The sequence below is a fragment of the Zymomonas mobilis subsp. mobilis ATCC 10988 genome (assembly GCF_000175255.2).
GTDB lineage: Bacteria > Pseudomonadota > Alphaproteobacteria > Sphingomonadales > Sphingomonadaceae > Zymomonas > Zymomonas mobilis.
Window position 1 is genome coordinate 709,421 of record NC_017262.1, and the last position, 15,467, is coordinate 724,887.

Here is a 15,467-nt window from a genome sequence, read left to right on the forward strand (position 1 = left end):
ATAAATTTATCACGAGAATTTTTGAAATTACATTTTTAAAACAAATATTTAAGACTCTTATTTATTTAGGACGAGCAATCGTAAATATTACAAACAGAAATAAAATATTTAAATTTTTAAAAAATAAGACTTGTCACTAAATTTAGCTTTCATAAAAATTTTATCCAACAGGTCTTCATTTTTACTTTGGATACCAGAAGATAATAGCAACCATTCTTCTGCTCACTGAATGCCTCAAATGAACAGAAATATGGACATGCCCATCCACTATCATATCTTGACCAAGGAATACGGATAGAATGTCTCGCGCCCCTCATTCCGCCTCAAATATTCCCCAACCCCGCATTGCAGATTACCCAATTGATCCTGTTTTTCTGAAACGTTGGTCGCCCTTGTCTTTTTCCTCAGAGGAAATATCCAAAGACCAACTCTATTCCTTACTAGAAGCTGCGCGTTGGACGCCTTCCGCCTATAACTCACAACCTTGGCGTTTCGTCTATGCTATGCGGGACTCGGCGATCTGGTCGGGCTTTATCGATTTACTAATGGAAGGGAATCGCGGTTGGGCAAAACAGGCAGCGGCTATCATTTTCATTATTTCAAAAACAACGCTTTTATCTCCCATCAGCAATACAGAAAAAGACGCTCCAAGTCATAGTTTTGATGCTGGCGCCGCATGGATGGCAATGGCACTTCAGGCGACTCGAATGGGTCTCGCCACGCGCCCAATGACAGGGGTATATTTTGATAAGGCGCGGCAGCTTTTAAAAGTGCCTCAAAATTATCATATTGATGCCGCGATTGCAGTCGGTCATCCAGACACCCAAAGCGCACCAGAAGAATCACATAGCCGTCGTCTAAAATTTTCAAATATGCGCCACTCTATCCATGATATGAGTAGAGAAGGTTATTTTAAATTTTAGTAAGATTTTTCTTCAGAAAAGTTATCTTTTCCTGTCCTAAATTCTAATTTACGGTATTTTCTATTCAAATGCTTGCGCTCTTATGTTGGTTCCGGCATGGCCTTTACACATATTAGGTAGAAGGAGTGCCCCATGCGCATTGCATTGTTGGCCGGAGATGGAATCGGCCCTGAAATTACAGCTGAAGCCGTCAAAATCTTAAAGGCGGTTGTCAGTCAGGAAATCGAATTTGACGAAGCTTTGATCGGCGGCGCAGCATGGAAAGTAACGGGAAGCCCGTTACCGGAAGAAACCCTGAAATTATGCAAAAATAGTGATGCAATCCTGTTTGGTTCAGTCGGTGACCCAGAATGCGATCATCTTGAACGCGCTTTACGTCCAGAACAGGCTATTTTAGGTCTTAGAAAAGAACTGGATTTATTTGCCAATTTGAGACCTGCGCGTTTATTCCCTGAATTACAGGCAGAATCACCTTTAAAAGAAAATATCGTCACCGGCACCGATCTTATGATCGTTCGTGAATTAACGGGTGATGTCTATTTCGGCACGCCCCGTGGCCAACGCAAAGATGATCAGAATCGCCGTGAAGGTTTTGACACGATGCGCTATAATGAAGATGAAGTAAAACGCATCGCTCGCATTGGTTTTGAAACAGCACGCTCCCGCAGCGGTAACCTCTGTTCGATTGACAAGTCGAATGTTCTCGAAACCTCGCAGTTATGGCGGACTGTTGTGCTGGAAATCGCTCAGGAATATCCTGATGTTGAACTCAGCCATATGTATGTTGATAATGCAGCGATGCAGCTTGTTCGCGCACCAGATCAGTTTGATGTTATTGTTACCGGTAATCTCTTTGGCGACATTCTTTCTGACCTGGCCTCAGCTTGCGTCGGCTCAATCGGCTTATTGCCCTCCGCTTCACTTAATAGCGAAGGTAAAGGCCTCTACGAACCGATTCACGGCTCTGCTCCTGATATTGCCGGACTGGGTAAAGCCAATCCACTGGCAACGATTCTGTCCGGTGCTATGATGCTGCGCTACAGCCTGAAGCGTGAAGCAGACGCTGATCGCATCGAAAAAGCTGTTTCGACAGCTCTTGAAAAAGGCGCTCGTACGGCTGACCTTGGTGGTAAAATGACTACCTCTGAAATGGGAAATGCTGTTTTAGCGGCTCTTAACTGATCCACCTGTATCTTCTATAGGTATTTAAGCAGCGCTTTTCTCATTTTATAGAAACAGGAAAAAATTATGAAACGGCATACCGGACTTGACCGGAATATAACCCGTAAATGGCGTCCGGCAACGCAAGCGATCAGAGGCGGTCTTGTTCGTTCGGAGTTTGGGGAAACGAGCGAAGCTCTTTTCCTGACTTCCGGCTATTCCTACGAACGGGCGGAAGACGCAGCAGAACGTTTCGCAGGCGAGCAAGAGGGTATGATTTACTCTCGTATGCAAAGCCCAACGGTCATGATGCTGGAAGAAAAGCTGGCCTTAATAGAAGGTGCAGAAACTTCTCGCACGATGTCTACTGGCATGGCTGCAATGACTTCAGTTCTGTTGTCAGCGCTTTCAGCCGGTGATCATTTTGTCATCGGACGAGTGGCTTTTGGATCATGCCGCTGGCTTTCAGATTCGTTGCTCCCTCGTTTCGGGATTACAGCGACGGTTGTCGATGGCGCTGATGTCCAGCAATGGAAAGACGCGATCCAGCCCAACACCAAGCTGTTCTTCTTTGAAACGCCGACCAATCCTACTCTGGAACTGGTGGATATCGAAGCCGTCTGTAATATTGCTAAAGAAGCAGGTATCCTGACGGTTGTCGACAATGCCTTTTGTACGCCTGTTATCCAAAAGCCGATGGATTTCGGGGTAGACGTTGTTGCCTATTCAGCCACCAAGATGATGGATGGTCAGGGTCGTGTTCTGGCAGGTTCTGTTGCCGGTAGTAACAAATTTGTCAACGAGACATTGCTGCCTTTCATTCGCAACACTGGCCCCAACTTATCCCCATTCAATGCATGGGTTGTGATGAAAGGACTGGAAACGCTTGAATTGCGCAGCATTCGCCAAAGCGAAAATGCACAAATTCTGGCAGAATTTCTTGAAAAACGGATTCCTCGTGTTTCCTATCCGGGTCTGAAATCACATCCGCAATATGCGCTTGCGAAGAAGCAGATGAAGACCGGCGGAACCGTTCTTGCGTTGTTCTTGGGTAAAGATCGCCAACAGGCACTATCCTTACTCAACAATTTGGAACTGATTGATATCTCTAATAATCTTGGCGATACACGTTCTTTAATGACGCATCCTTGTTCAACAACCCACAGCGGCGTTGCTGAAAAAGAGCGTTTGGCTATGGGTATCACCGAGGATATGTTACGCTTTAGTGTAGGCCTCGAAGATGTCGAAGATCTCAAGGAAGATCTCGATCAGGCGCTTCGGAAAATCGGCTTATAATTCGCTAGCAAGCGTCTATTGTTAGAGTAAAAGAAGGGTAGATATGTCAGCAAAGGAATATGGGTTATGAAGCGGACACATCTACCCTTTAATGGTTTACGGGTTATGGATGCGGCAGCCCGCCACTTATCTTTTACCCGCGCAGCTGATGAATTGGCTGTAACACCGGCCGCAGTCGGGCAGCAAATTCGGGCATTAGAAGATACTCTGGGTGTTGTTCTTTTTCGGCGTAATGCGAAAGGGCTAGAACTCACTCCCGAAGCATTGGCTGGACTAGATGCATTAAGAGAAGGCTTCTTAAAATTCGAAGAAGCCGTGCAACGAATGCAGGCAGGGCAATCCTCGAAAAGGCTGACTATTGCTGCACCACGCGATTTTACTGAATCATGGCTTTTGTCAAAATTAGCTCAATATCATCAGCAAAATCGTGATATCCAATTCACACTTTTAGCAATTGAGAATGATCTGGACTTTACACAGGCTAATTTGGATGTTGCTATAAATTATACCGATGATCCGGGTAATCATGAAGCCATTACCCTTAGTGATGGCCTGATGGTGACCGTTGGCCTGCCCGATTCTCCAGAGGTCTTTATCGGTTGGCCAAATGCCGAGTATGAAGCAGATATACCCATCATTTTACATGTTGCTCACGCAGGCCTTGCCATCACCGCTGCCTTAAATGGATTGGGGCGCTGTCGAGTGCCGCTTATTTTAGCCAAGAAGCTAATCGAAAATAAAGAATTGCAACAATTTGGGTCTATTACCGAAAGCGAAATGCAATATTGGCTTATGGCACCTTTACCCCAATGGCGGCAAAAAAAGGTCAAAGCCTTGACCGCTGCCATTACCGCTGATTTAGAAAGTGAAGTATAATTATCTGATAGGTGTACCACCCGCCGCACATTCAGGATGAACCGCATTTTCTGGGCTTTCTGTAAGCTGGATAATCATGACCTTAGCAGGCTGTTTCCCCAGACTTCCCGAGATATGCCCTTCTTTCCCGTTAACCATTTGGGCTAATTGATCGCCACCAAAAGACATTTCTCCAGCACTCATTTTAACGGTTTTCCCGTCAGTAGTTTTGACAAACCAGCGGCCAGAAAGGGGAATAATCCACTGAGGTTCTGGATTTTTATGCCAATTTCCGATCCAACCTACAGGCATGATATTAAAGACATATCGCTTTGTCGCATGATCGTGCTGCGATACCCATTCAGGATGGTCAGTATGCGCAAAATCCTGCAAAGCCAGATTACGAAGCGCGCAATGCGTTTGATGGGTCACACCTTGTGCATCAGCCCAAACACTCCAGTAAGGAATACTCGGCGATGACTTTACGGCTTGGGCTTGAAAGTTAACAGCCGCCAAACAACAAAAGGCTAAAGCCGTATATTTCATTTCTAATGCCTTCTTTCGCGTTACTTTCTAAAAATACTCATGAGAAAGAGGCTTGTTCACAAGCCATCATAAAATTTTTAATCAGCCGCTGCCTTACCCAAAAAAAACGATGATAATAAGCCGCTTCAAAATGAAAGCGTAAAAAGAAACCACTTAATTTCAGTCCTTGTTGCAAGGATTCTTGGTCAGGTAAATCAAGACAAGACACAGAAAAAGGTGCTTTTAAAAAGTCCGGTAGAACTAATAATTTTTTCTCATGACCTTGGGCAGCCTGTCGACTGACTGCCGCATGATGTTTTGGACTTACCCAGTCCAGACAGGCTTCTTGTCCGGTTATGATGCAACGGGATAAATGTAGACCATATCCCAATTCTGATAATAGCAATAATTCAAAACGAACCAGCTCAGTCATCCATAAGACAGGCTCATCCGTTTTTTCTATAATAGCCAATAACCTTTTCAGATTTTGGAACAGATAAGGTTCTGGTTGACCTTCTGGCAGGACGGAGGCGGTAAATGGACATATCCAGCTTAAAAAAAGAGCCGCTAAGGGGTGCTCCATTATAAGCCCTCGGCTATGCCGTAATTCTATATTGATAGAAGGCAAAGAACGTCCGACTTTATCACGCCAACTTGCCTGAACATAATTACCCACAAACAACAAAGGGCGACGGTAACGAGAATGTGCGCCTTGTATATATCCTGTCAGAAGACCTTGTTCAGTCAACAGTCTGATAATAGCGCCATTTTCGCTGTGGAAGCGGCTCGTTAAAAGTAAGGCAGGCTCAGAGATCATTTTCATTCCGCGCAAACTCTCATAAAATTTTCTCCAATTATTTACGCGGGACTACGATGAAAAAAGTCGTAAATTTGTCGAGCTATTGCCGAGGAAATCCCATTTACTTTCTCTAGTTCAGAAAGCGATGCATTTTTCACATCACGTGCTGTTCCGAAATGTAATAGCAAAGCCTTCTTCCGACTTGGGCCAATACCCGGCACCTCATCTAAAGGACTAGAGGTCAGATTTTTGGCTCTTTTGGCGCGATGGGTTCCAATAGCAAAACGATGCGCCTCGTCTCGCAATCTTTGAAGGTAGAAAAGCAACCCACTATTTGGCGGTAAAGCATATTCACTGCCATCAACTAAATGGAAATGCTCCCGTCCCGCATTACGATCGGGGCCTTTTGAAATACCGACAATAGCAATGTCTGAAATGCCTTGTTTAGCCAGAATGTCTTTTACAGCATGGACTTGTCCTTTTCCTCCATCAATCAATAGAAGATCCGGCCATTCGCTGCTTGAATGATCTGGGTCACTTCGCTCCAACCGCGAAAAGCGACGCGTCAAAACTTCTCGCATCATTTCAAAATCATCACCTGGGTTGATGCTAGGTGATTTGATATTGAATTTACGATAGCTATTACGACGAAAACCTTCAGGGCCAGCGACAATCATGCCACCAACCATATTGCTGCCCATTATATGGCTATTGTCATACACCTCGATTCTGTCTGGGATTTTATCCAAATGGAATAGGTTGACCATTTCCTTTAATAACTGTTTCTGAGTAGACGCTTCGGCTAAACGTCGATCAATAGCTTCTTTCGCATTCCGTACAGCCTGATCTACCAGCTTTTTCAAGTCCCCTCTTTGTGGCTGGTAAAATCTCACTCGATAGTCGCGTTGCGATGACAAAGCGTCTTCTAAGACATTTTTATCACTAGGGAGATAATTGGTCAGAATATCTTTCGGCGCAATTTTATCCTCATAAAATTGCCCTAAAAAACTTTGCATGACATCTTCTAAAGGCTGTTCATCAATATGATTTAAGTAATAGGCATGATGTCCCCAATTCTGTCGATTACGAATAAAGAACACCTGGATACAAGCGAGCCCTGCTCGACATTCTATGCCGAATATATCTGCATTTCTTAAATTGCCGCTGTTAATCGACTGGTGGCTTTGAATAAAGGCTAAAGCCTTTAAACGATCTCGATAAACCGCTGCCAGCTCATAATTCAAATCATTTGAAGCCTGCTCCATAGCTGTTACCAGCTTTTTCTGGACATGAGTCGACTTCCCAGACAGAAAATCACGCGTATCTACAGCAAGATCACGGTAATCATCTTCAGAAATCCGACCGACACAAGGCGCTGAACATCTTTTTATCTGATACAGCAAGCAAGGGCGCTTACGATTGCGGAAGAAGCTATCAGAGCAGGATCTCAATAAGAATAGCTTTTGCAAGCTATTCAGAGTCAAGGTAACCGAATCCGCACTTGCAAACGGGCCATAATATTTCCCCTTGGCACGCTTTACGCCACGATGCCTTTGAAGCGAAGGGAATTGCGGGAAAGTGCCATCCTCTTTTAATAAAATATAGGGAAAACTTTTATCGTCTCGTAATAGAATATTATAAGGTGGCCGATAACGCTTGATAAGCTGCGCTTCTAATAACAAGGCTTCGGATTCGGTTACCGTTGTTACAATCGTCATGCTGCGCGTTTGCGAAACCATGCGCTGAATACGACGCGATAACCCTGATATCTGGGTGTAATTAGCAACGCGATTTCTTAAGGCACGCGCTTTCCCGACATAAAGGATGTTTCCCTTACTGTCATACATCCGATAAACCCCGGGGCGTAGTGGTAATGTCTTTAAAACATTGCCGATTGCCGCAACGCCTTTTTCAAGGTCTGGATGATCGGTTCCTTTAAAAACGTCCAAAGTTTGTTTTTCGCTGAAACGATCTGTTTCTTGGGATTCGTTATTCAGATCGTGCCTCATCCATCTTGTTTTAAAAAAGCTTTTTAGAACGATCTTTGAAATCATTCCGTCCAAAAAAGAGTTAAGAGGATATGGCTTTAAAACAAGGTTTTTAAATAGTTTTTACAAAAGTAATCATTTGATTTTGGTCAGTAGAAAACAACAAAAAAGCGCCGTCGCAAAGGCGACGACGCCGATTTGTACAGACATAACAATCCTATCAGTTAAGGCGTGTGCCTTGCTGCTTCAAAGAATCGATTGTCTGATCTATCAAAACCTTATCATGCGACGCATCATTCTGTTTTTGAATAATCTGGGTCGCCGCCTGAAGCGCTAATTTGGCAGCAGTTTGCCGAATTTCAGCAACAGCTTCCTGCTCAGCAGCCGCAATCTGTTCGGTCGCCATTTTCTGACGACGTTCTACTAATTGCTGGGATTGAATCTTGGCATCAGCAATGATGCTGCTTGCATCTTCTTTGGCCCGTTCGATGATCGCTTCAGCTTCACTTGTAGCCTGACGCGTTTTTTCATCATACTCGGCCTTCAGGGCTTCAGCTTCCTTGCGCAAGCGTTCAGCATCACCAAGGCGGGTACGAATCTCATCAATCTGTTTATCCAGCCCCGACGTAATAATAGACGGAACTTTTTTCCAGACCAGAACGAGTAAAAAGACAATAATGGAGGCAGAAACCCAAGCCGGGCCACTTAATCCAAGAAAAGTCGACTCGTGGGCTTCCGGTTGAACACCTCCCGGTGCCTCGGTTGTCGCCGTTACCTTCGGCGCCGCAGGCGCGGTCTGAGGCATCGCTTCAGACGTCGCCGGAGAAGCTGGCGCTGAAGTCTGAGTTGTATTAGCCATTAGGTAATCTCCCTCAGACCATATCAGCAGAAATAACTTGTGCTACAGCTTTGGTAATCTGTTCTTTTGGAACAGAACGGCCAGTGATCTGCTTGACAATATCGTGAGCAATATCACTCGCGATATTCTCAAGATCGGCCATTACCTTCGATTTCTCATCAGCGATCCGCATTCTGGCAGAATCGATCCGATGGTCATAATCGGCATTGGCCGCAGCATTTTGTTGGGACGCATCCTTCGAGGCTTGTTCTTTAGCAGCCTGCAAACGGGCCTGTGCTTCGGAACGCACCTTGGCAAGACGCGACTGGCATGCCTCATCCGCTTCTTTCGCTGCTTTGTGGGCAGCTTCCGCAGCAGCAAGATCATCAGAGATTTTGCTATCGCGGGAATCCATCGTGGATTCGACTTTCACGAGCATGGTCTTGGCAATACCAAAATAGATAATACCAAATACCACAAGCATCCAGAAAACCTGGGAAGCGTAAGTAGAGGCAAGCTGGGCTATCTGAGGCATGATCGCATCCAGACTTTATCTAAGAACAGTTTCAACGCTGTCCTTTAACTGAACTTACTGTATTTTTCGAACACCGGCTGAAAAAACAGCCGGTGCGAAAAATACTGCGAAAACCTGAAAATCAGGCAACGAAGATCAGCAGAATCGAGATAACGAATGACAGAAGACCCAAAAGTTCAGCAGCGGCGAAACCGATGAACAAACGGCCCTGCTGGCCATCGGCCGCAGCCGGATTACGCAGTGCGCTTTCAAGGAAGCCAGCGAAAACGCTACCAACGCCAACGGAAGCAACACCGGCACCAACAGCAGCAACACCACCACCGACTAACTTACCGAGCACTCTTGCAGCTTCAACGTCCATGACAATACTCCTTTACCATTCCATATACTGGGAAATCAGTGAAGATTGATCGCGTCGTTCAAATAGAGCGACGTAAGCAAGGCGAAAACATAGGCTTGAATGGCGCAAACCAAAAATTCAAGCGCAGAAATACCAATCATTAAAAGAAAGGTCGGGATACCCACTAGGGTATAATAACCTGCTAGAAAAGCAGGCGAGGCAGATTGAACCGGCGGGTTAACAATAAAGTTAGCCAAAACTTCCAAAAGGACATGCCCAGCGGTCATGGCGACGAAAAGACGAAGCGCAAGACTGAAAGGCCGCAAAATGAAAGAAAAGGCTTCAATCCCGGGGATCAGCCAAATAAGTGCCATGGGGGTACCATGCGGCACAAACAGCTTGAAAAAGCCGAGTCCATGACGCGTGAAACCCACAACAAGCACGGTACCAAATGCAATCGCCGCCAGTGTTGCCGTAACGGTAACATGACTGGTTGACGTGAAAGGTTCTGCACCCGGCAAGAAACCGAATAACGGAACCAATCCAAGCAAATTGGCAAAAAGGATGAACATAAAAAGGGTGAAGATCAGCGGGGTAAACGGACGACCTTTGGGGCCGATGTTTGTGCTGACCATATCGTTAACAAAGCGAGTCATGACTTCCACGGCCATCTGCCAGCGACCGGGAATCAACGCCTTCCTCCGACCACCTGCCATAAAAATAGCAAGAGCGGCCATTGCAATCACCATCCAGAGAGCGGAGTTGGTGAAGGAAATATCATATTTTCCGATATGAAGCCCATGTAAAGGCTCCACGGTAAACTGATGCATGGGGTCTACATTATTAGTAGCAGCCATATTACGAGCCCCTAGCTATCTATCCATTAAAGAACATACAGGTTTTACTCTGGATGTTCACGAGAAATCCGTACCACATTTCTAAACGCAATACAGACCCCTAATAGAAGAAATATGATCAGAAATATTGGTTTAGTTCCAATCAGGCGATCGAACAACCACCCGATAAGTCCGCCACCAGCCGGGCCCGCAATCATCTCAGTCAACACTCTGTTTCCTTGAGCAAAACCTTTAACCGCAGGCTTATTGGCTTTTGCCAGACGACTTTCAGAATCGCTTCTGCTCGTCGCAAGCATGGCCTCTAATTCTGCCATTCTAGGGTCTTGTGGTCCCAGCCCTTTATTAGAATCGTTACTCATCATCGCCAACTCGCTACGCCTTGAATTCCAACCCCTTGAATTTCAAGGATAAATGCTATTCAGCATGACGAGTAACTATCTCGTCAAGTAGGTCTTTTTTAAGAAGACGGGTGAAGCAAGTCAACTCAAAGCACAGAGAATGAAAAACCAAACTTCTCTATTATTCCCATCGCAAAAAGAGACCAGTTCAGCAGAATAACGCCTATTTACAGGTAAAAAGCCCTTCCAAAGCATTTTTTACCGAGTCTTTTTAACCGCAGGTTGAAGGTAATGCGATCGGGCCATTTTTTTTCTGCCACTTCCCATCGGTCAAAGCATAAAATTGACCATCTTGGACGCGACTGGCCAATGTTTTACATCCGACAGCGACAGCCCATTCTTCGACAGTAACCCCACGTTTAGCGGCTTCTGCGGTATAGGCAGCACGTCTTCTAATATTCAAAGCATCAACAGCTGTTTTGACCGGCGGCGGTGGTGTTTGGGCAAAGCCCATATAGCCATCAATCTTTTCACCAATCACGCCGTTAGCTATGGCTGATTGTAAAATATCATCACCGCCTTGAGCAAAAGAAGGCACGGCTAAGGATAGCCCCATAACAAGAGCCGCACGGACAATAGCTTTGGGCCATTTCATTTTTACGTTGGTCATTGTGGGAATAACTCCGGATTATTTTGAATAAAGTCGCCAGCATCTTTTTGAAGATGAACGACAACCTCCTGCCGGACATTGACATTAAGATTTATCTCAATCGGTTTGTCAGGTGCCTTAACCGAGATACAGCCCCCTACCATCAGCAAGCTGGCGAAAAGAAGGCTCTTCTCTATTACTCCGGTCTTCTGCCTCATATATAATCCTAATAGATGGTTACTAATATAGACTCTTTTTCTTCATTTTTAAGGTTAGAAGGCGCCTTCAGTAGCCAGCTCTGACTGATTAAGAACTGAACGAGGATTGTTATAAGAGCGCATCGCGTTCAGTAATCCACGGAAAGGTGCCTTTACTTGGACATTGAAATGGAAAGGTACTTTTTCAATCTCACGCGCCAAATAAGAACGATCGGCTTTCGTCTCGACTTCTCGAACACCGCCAAATTGAATGGAACTAACAAAATCGCCGTCAAGGCTACCATTCAAAAGAACATCTAAGCGTTGATAGCGGACCCCCTTCAAAACATCAAAAGCCACCTTACCTAACATTCCCTGATGAGCATTAGAGACTGGGCCAACATAACTCACAACCCCACCAGGTTTACGGCTGGCCAGACGGCCGCCTTCGATTTTGCCACTATTGGCGCTAAATTCGATCGGTAAAATTCCATCGAAACGACCACTAACAAATATATTTTTTAACTGGAGATTCTCGACCAACGGGGCACTATCCATATCCGATACATGGAAAACAACTTTATGGGAGCCTGTATGCCCAAAATCGAGGACAGAACCATCCAATGTCAAATGACCATCAAAGAAAGGCCAATCGCCTTTTTCAACAACGACCACCCTATTGGGTAAAAGCTGATACCGTATCTGTCCGCTTTTGATAGCTAAACCAGCATTGATCTCATCGACGGTTGCCAGCTGATTGGGGGGCGTTTTCAAATTCAAAAGATCAGAAAAAGCGACCTTCCCTTTAAAGCCTGAAACCGTGCCAAAGGCCGCCGCGAAATCGAGACCGTTAGTAACAAACTGTCCCGTGCTAACAACGTTCTTTCTCTTCCAGTCAATTCTACCTTGGCCAGATAAACTTCCCTTCACATCCGCAAAAATACCCAAGGTTAAAGGCGTAATTTGTTCTGGTTGCAGGCTTTTATTAAACGACACATTATTGACGTGGAATAAAACATGACCACGGCTATCACCAAAATGATGCTCAATCCTTGTATCTAAAAGATGGATAGTCCGGATGTCCAAAGGACGGTCTATACCCGCTGTAATATGGACACGATCTTTATTGATTTGCATCAACAAGTCTTGCGACCGTACCGGTAAAAAACGAGGCGAGGCTTGATCTGCATCGGCAATATCTACAGCACCATGCAAAACAATATCGGTATTATCGGTTGCCTTCTCGCCGCCCTTATTCTGCCATTCCCAATGAGCAGCACCATTACTAAACAAAAAAGGTGCGAGACTGAAACGTCCTGACATACCAGTCAGGTCACCTTCACCATCCATTCCATCAAGATTAGCGGTTAAGTGGTCAATTGACAGCTGGGTATCAGGGTCTCCATCATCCCCCTTTTGATTAAATTGTAATCCACTTAATTCCGCATAATGGCGGGCAAGGAAAAAAGAAGACGTCTTCACATGAAGATTGAAAGGCTGGTTGTTAATTACCCCTGCAATCGTTGGATTATCAAGACGTGCACCGCCCTCTGTTAAATGACCATTATCGACTCTTAAGAATGACTTTTCGATAGGACAAAGCGGCAAAACGATTTTTTGAGCGGTTACACCTGACATAACCAATTTTTCAGCCCGCAGGTTAAAACAACTGCGGTTAATGGCAATTTTGTCTTTCTCTCCTTCAATATCGACAGGGAAAATTAAAGATTTGACCTGCCCATCCGCTCCGATAGGCCCCGATATATCAGCTTGAGTTTTCAATAAGAAATGCTGTTTTTCATATAAAAAGCTGACGGGCGCTAAAGCAATCGAAGCCGTATTGTTACGATAAGGCTCAATCTTAGCCTCTCCTTTAACACCATAATCCCCTAACTGTGCCAGATGGATTTCAACGTTTGGGAATCCGTCTCCTTTTAAAGAAAAATCACCCCCAAAATGCCATGTTTTCTGCTGTTTTTCTTGCCACTGAGCGAGGCCAGAAAATTGTATTTTTTGCCCAGATACACCAGTCAAAACTGCTTTTCTTAAGGTCGCAGTCAAATGGCCTTGTTTATTATCAACAGCGATTTCGGTATCTGCAGAGATATTTCCTGCCAGCGTGGTTAAATTTTGCCGCAACTGTTGGACTAAAGACGATATAGGTGTGTCATCAGGCACAGTCAGGCTAGAAAAATCTGTTTTCAGCCGTGCATTTGCCAAAGAAAATCGCATATTTGCCGAAAGAGGATCGCCTTTTTTAGGCTCAGAAAAATAGCTAAACGGCAAATCGAAAGAGCTGGCAACATGCCAATTTCCGCCAGAAATAAAATCTATCTGCTCTTTACCAGAAAAGTCCATCTGTCCTTTTGCTGTTTGGAAATCACCTTTTGCGGTAACTTTCCCATTTACACCCGATAATTGCCACGGCGCATTTCCTGAAGAAGCTATCTCTGGCGTTGATATAGAGGCTTCCCCCTGCCAGCTATCCAAAGCTTTATTTAAAGAAGCATCAACCGAACCTTTCAGCTTTTCCAGCTTCATCTCGCCATTCTGACAGCGAATCGCTTCAGCCGAAGCCGGTCCTTGAAAATAAGGTCTCCCATGCGAGACCGATGTTTTCAGAAAGAAATGACCATTCTCTACTTGGCAAGTGTCAGATGCAAAATGAGGAATAGATACAGCCAGATTCCCTTGGAACCCATTAGCAAGATTACCACTACCATCAGCAGCCATACCAATAACGCCATATTCGGTTTTTAATTTCAGGCGAGCATCTTTCAGATCAACATCCAAAGCGGGTAGCCCAGAAGCATTACCACTTGTTGCCATATAACTTTTCAAAGAATCGAGATTACCGAAATCAAAACCTTTTTCATCCAAGCGTCCATAAATCCGGAGCTTATCAAATTGGACAGAGGAAATGGCAAAACCATGCCATAAAGGCTTGAGATGGATAACGACATGATCCGCCGTAAGATCAGGGTGTTCAGGATCACCAATCACAAGACGATCAAGCTGCTGAAGGGTTGGATCAAGACGAGTCAGGCGATAACGTGCCTTGATATGAAGCTGATTTACTTCACGAGTAATCAACCAGCGCCCAAATATCATACGCTGTGACCAGAGGATAAGAAGAATAGCCACAAAAAGGATGATGGCAAACAGCCAGAAATGCTTTTTTGTGAGCCGAAACTGGTTCTGCGTTTTATCCGTCATCCCTGTTTTTCTTTATTAAAATTGGGTCAATATTTGTAAAATGAAAGTCGCGATTTCGATGCCATACAAGAATGCTTTAGAAAAAGCCGCTATCTTTATGTATTGAAAGTTAAACAGTATTACATCCGGCATCAATCCTTTATATCCATTGAGAATGGATAGAAAAGATATTGGCTATCAAGGTCATCGCGGCCGATTAAGAGATCGCCTGCTCACAGGTGGAGCTGATGCTTTATTGGATCACGAGGTCATAGAGTATCTTTTAGCGCTAGCTATTCCCAGAAAAGATACAAAACCCTTGGCACGCGCTTTATTAGCAGAATTTGGCGATATAGAAACTTTGCTAACAGCCGACCCCGGTATGATTGCCCGTGTCAAAGGCGCAGGACCAACCGTCGTTTCAGCCTTGAAAATTGCTCAAGTCGCAGCATTAAGACTCCTCAAAACCAAAATCAAAAAAGCGCCCATTTTATCCGGATGGCAAGCACTGATTGACTATCTTCACGCAGATATGGCTTTTCGATTAACCGAGCGCTGCCGGCTACTGCATCTGGACAATCATAATCGCCTTATCCGAGACGAAATTCTAAGCGAAGGCTCGGTTGATCAAGCGCCTGTTTATGTGCGTGAAGTTATCCGAAGGGCGATTGAACTCTGTTCGGTCGGCCTCATTCTGGTCCACAATCATCCCAGTGGGGATGCAAGCCCCAGTGAAGCCGACATTCAATTAACCCGCTCGATCGTCGCCGCGGCACGCCCCTTAAAAATCTATCTTCATGACCATGTCATTATCAGCAGCAGCGGTGCTTGCAGTCTAAGAGGACTTGGCCTTTTGTAATCATAAAGCGCCAAACTCTCGTCAGAAATAGTCGATTGATATTTTTAAAGATTGATAGCCCCTATCGGCTTTGTTAGGTCAAAATGCCATAACCCCCCGCCGGAAAAGACCG

16 protein-coding genes are annotated in these 15,467 nt (G+C 45.0%); 5 read left to right on the forward strand and 11 right to left on the reverse strand.

Annotated features, from left to right (window positions below; all coding sequences use genetic code 11):
- The first annotated feature begins 299 nt into the window (after positions 1-299).
- From ZMOB_RS03135 to ZMOB_RS03150, 4 genes are all read left to right on the forward strand, one after another.
- Positions 300-923 (forward strand): nitroreductase family protein, encoded by a 624-nt coding sequence (locus ZMOB_RS03135; RefSeq protein ID WP_014500611.1) that lies wholly within the window; start codon positions 300-302, stop codon positions 921-923.
- A 132-nt stretch (positions 924-1,055) separates the two neighbouring features.
- Positions 1,056-2,105, forward strand: a complete 1,050-nt coding sequence (gene leuB, locus ZMOB_RS03140; protein WP_014500612.1) for a 3-isopropylmalate dehydrogenase — start codon at positions 1,056-1,058, stop codon at positions 2,103-2,105.
- A gap of 66 nt (positions 2,106-2,171) precedes the next feature.
- A complete protein-coding gene (locus ZMOB_RS03145) occupies positions 2,172-3,380 on the forward strand; it encodes a trans-sulfuration enzyme family protein (RefSeq protein ID WP_014500613.1) in 1,209 nt (402 codons plus the stop codon).
- A gap of 66 nt (positions 3,381-3,446) precedes the next feature.
- Positions 3,447-4,256, forward strand: a complete 810-nt coding sequence (locus ZMOB_RS03150; protein WP_014500614.1) for a LysR family transcriptional regulator — start codon at positions 3,447-3,449, stop codon at positions 4,254-4,256.
- On the opposite strand, the gene ZMOB_RS03155 is transcribed toward ZMOB_RS03150, so the two are convergent.
- The 11 genes from ZMOB_RS03155 to ZMOB_RS03205 form a co-directional block, all read right to left on the reverse strand.
- Positions 4,257-4,781, reverse strand: coding sequence for a cupin domain-containing protein (locus ZMOB_RS03155; RefSeq protein WP_014500615.1), 525 nt, complete (start codon positions 4,779-4,781; stop codon positions 4,257-4,259).
- Between the two features lie 37 nt (positions 4,782-4,818).
- Positions 4,819-5,577: a DNA repair protein RecO gene (gene recO, locus ZMOB_RS03160; protein ID WP_014500616.1), complete on the reverse strand. Its 759-nt coding sequence runs from the start codon at positions 5,575-5,577 to the stop codon at positions 4,819-4,821.
- 41 nt (positions 5,578-5,618) lie between these two features.
- The gene (gene uvrC, locus ZMOB_RS03165) at positions 5,619-7,613 is read right to left on the reverse strand and encodes an excinuclease ABC subunit UvrC (protein WP_014500617.1); all 1,995 of its coding nucleotides are present in this window, start codon (positions 7,611-7,613) and stop codon (positions 5,619-5,621) included.
- A 154-nt stretch (positions 7,614-7,767) separates the two neighbouring features.
- Positions 7,768-8,406, reverse strand: a complete 639-nt coding sequence (locus ZMOB_RS03170) for a F0F1 ATP synthase subunit B family protein (RefSeq protein ID WP_012817205.1) — start codon at positions 8,404-8,406, stop codon at positions 7,768-7,770.
- A 13-nt stretch (positions 8,407-8,419) separates the two neighbouring features.
- The gene (locus ZMOB_RS03175; RefSeq protein ID WP_011240563.1) at positions 8,420-8,920 is read right to left on the reverse strand and encodes a F0F1 ATP synthase subunit B family protein; all 501 of its coding nucleotides are present in this window, start codon (positions 8,918-8,920) and stop codon (positions 8,420-8,422) included.
- A 121-nt stretch (positions 8,921-9,041) separates the two neighbouring features.
- Complete coding sequence (locus ZMOB_RS03180) at positions 9,042-9,281, reverse strand: ATP synthase subunit c family protein (RefSeq protein WP_011240562.1); 240 nt, start codon at positions 9,279-9,281, stop codon at positions 9,042-9,044.
- 35 nt (positions 9,282-9,316) lie between these two features.
- Positions 9,317-10,117 (reverse strand): F0F1 ATP synthase subunit A, encoded by an 801-nt coding sequence (locus ZMOB_RS03185; protein WP_011240561.1) that lies wholly within the window; start codon positions 10,115-10,117, stop codon positions 9,317-9,319.
- Positions 10,118-10,161: 44 nt separating this feature from the next.
- Positions 10,162-10,479: an AtpZ/AtpI family protein gene (locus ZMOB_RS03190; RefSeq protein WP_011240560.1), complete on the reverse strand. Its 318-nt coding sequence runs from the start codon at positions 10,477-10,479 to the stop codon at positions 10,162-10,164.
- A gap of 247 nt (positions 10,480-10,726) precedes the next feature.
- A complete protein-coding gene (locus ZMOB_RS03195; protein WP_011240559.1) occupies positions 10,727-11,125 on the reverse strand; it encodes a YdbL family probable chaperone protein in 399 nt (132 codons plus the stop codon).
- Positions 11,122-11,322, reverse strand: coding sequence for a YnbE family lipoprotein (locus ZMOB_RS03200; protein WP_011240558.1), 201 nt, complete (start codon positions 11,320-11,322; stop codon positions 11,122-11,124). The genes ZMOB_RS03195 and ZMOB_RS03200 overlap by 4 nt, the downstream gene beginning before the upstream one ends.
- A gap of 54 nt (positions 11,323-11,376) precedes the next feature.
- Positions 11,377-14,517 (reverse strand): intermembrane phospholipid transport YdbH family protein, encoded by a 3,141-nt coding sequence (locus tag ZMOB_RS03205; protein ID WP_014500618.1) that lies wholly within the window; start codon positions 14,515-14,517, stop codon positions 11,377-11,379.
- Positions 14,518-14,671: 154 nt separating this feature from the next.
- Here ZMOB_RS03205 and radC point away from each other — a divergent pair, with 154 nt between their 5' ends.
- Complete coding sequence (radC, locus tag ZMOB_RS03210) at positions 14,672-15,355, forward strand: RadC family protein (RefSeq protein ID WP_011240556.1); 684 nt, start codon at positions 14,672-14,674, stop codon at positions 15,353-15,355.
- Positions 15,356-15,467 lie beyond the last annotated feature (112 nt).

Coding starts and splice junctions, on each gene's coding strand:
- ZMOB_RS03205 (WP_014500618.1), bottom strand. CDS start 14,517: ATGACGGATAAAACGCAGAACCAGTTTCGGCTCACAAAAAAGCATTTC.
- ZMOB_RS03155 (WP_014500615.1), bottom strand. CDS start 4,781: ATGAAATATACGGCTTTAGCCTTTTGTTGTTTGGCGGCTGTTAACTTT.
- ZMOB_RS03195 (WP_011240559.1), bottom strand. CDS start 11,125: ATGACCAACGTAAAAATGAAATGGCCCAAAGCTATTGTCCGTGCGGCT.
- ZMOB_RS03135 (WP_014500611.1), top strand. CDS start 300: ATGTCTCGCGCCCCTCATTCCGCCTCAAATATTCCCCAACCCCGCATT.
- ZMOB_RS03145 (WP_014500613.1), top strand. CDS start 2,172: ATGAAACGGCATACCGGACTTGACCGGAATATAACCCGTAAATGGCGT.
- recO (WP_014500616.1), bottom strand. CDS start 5,577: ATGATCTCTGAGCCTGCCTTACTTTTAACGAGCCGCTTCCACAGCGAA.
- ZMOB_RS03200 (WP_011240558.1), bottom strand. CDS start 11,322: ATGAGGCAGAAGACCGGAGTAATAGAGAAGAGCCTTCTTTTCGCCAGC.
- ZMOB_RS03185 (WP_011240561.1), bottom strand. CDS start 10,117: ATGGCTGCTACTAATAATGTAGACCCCATGCATCAGTTTACCGTGGAG.
- leuB (WP_014500612.1), top strand. CDS start 1,056: ATGCGCATTGCATTGTTGGCCGGAGATGGAATCGGCCCTGAAATTACA.
- ZMOB_RS03170 (WP_012817205.1), bottom strand. CDS start 8,406: ATGGCTAATACAACTCAGACTTCAGCGCCAGCTTCTCCGGCGACGTCT.
- uvrC (WP_014500617.1), bottom strand. CDS start 7,613: ATGATTTCAAAGATCGTTCTAAAAAGCTTTTTTAAAACAAGATGGATG.
- ZMOB_RS03150 (WP_014500614.1), top strand. CDS start 3,447: ATGAAGCGGACACATCTACCCTTTAATGGTTTACGGGTTATGGATGCG.
- ZMOB_RS03190 (WP_011240560.1), bottom strand. CDS start 10,479: ATGATGAGTAACGATTCTAATAAAGGGCTGGGACCACAAGACCCTAGA.
- radC (WP_011240556.1), top strand. CDS start 14,672: ATGGATAGAAAAGATATTGGCTATCAAGGTCATCGCGGCCGATTAAGA.
- ZMOB_RS03175 (WP_011240563.1), bottom strand. CDS start 8,920: ATGCCTCAGATAGCCCAGCTTGCCTCTACTTACGCTTCCCAGGTTTTC.
- ZMOB_RS03180 (WP_011240562.1), bottom strand. CDS start 9,281: ATGGACGTTGAAGCTGCAAGAGTGCTCGGTAAGTTAGTCGGTGGTGGT.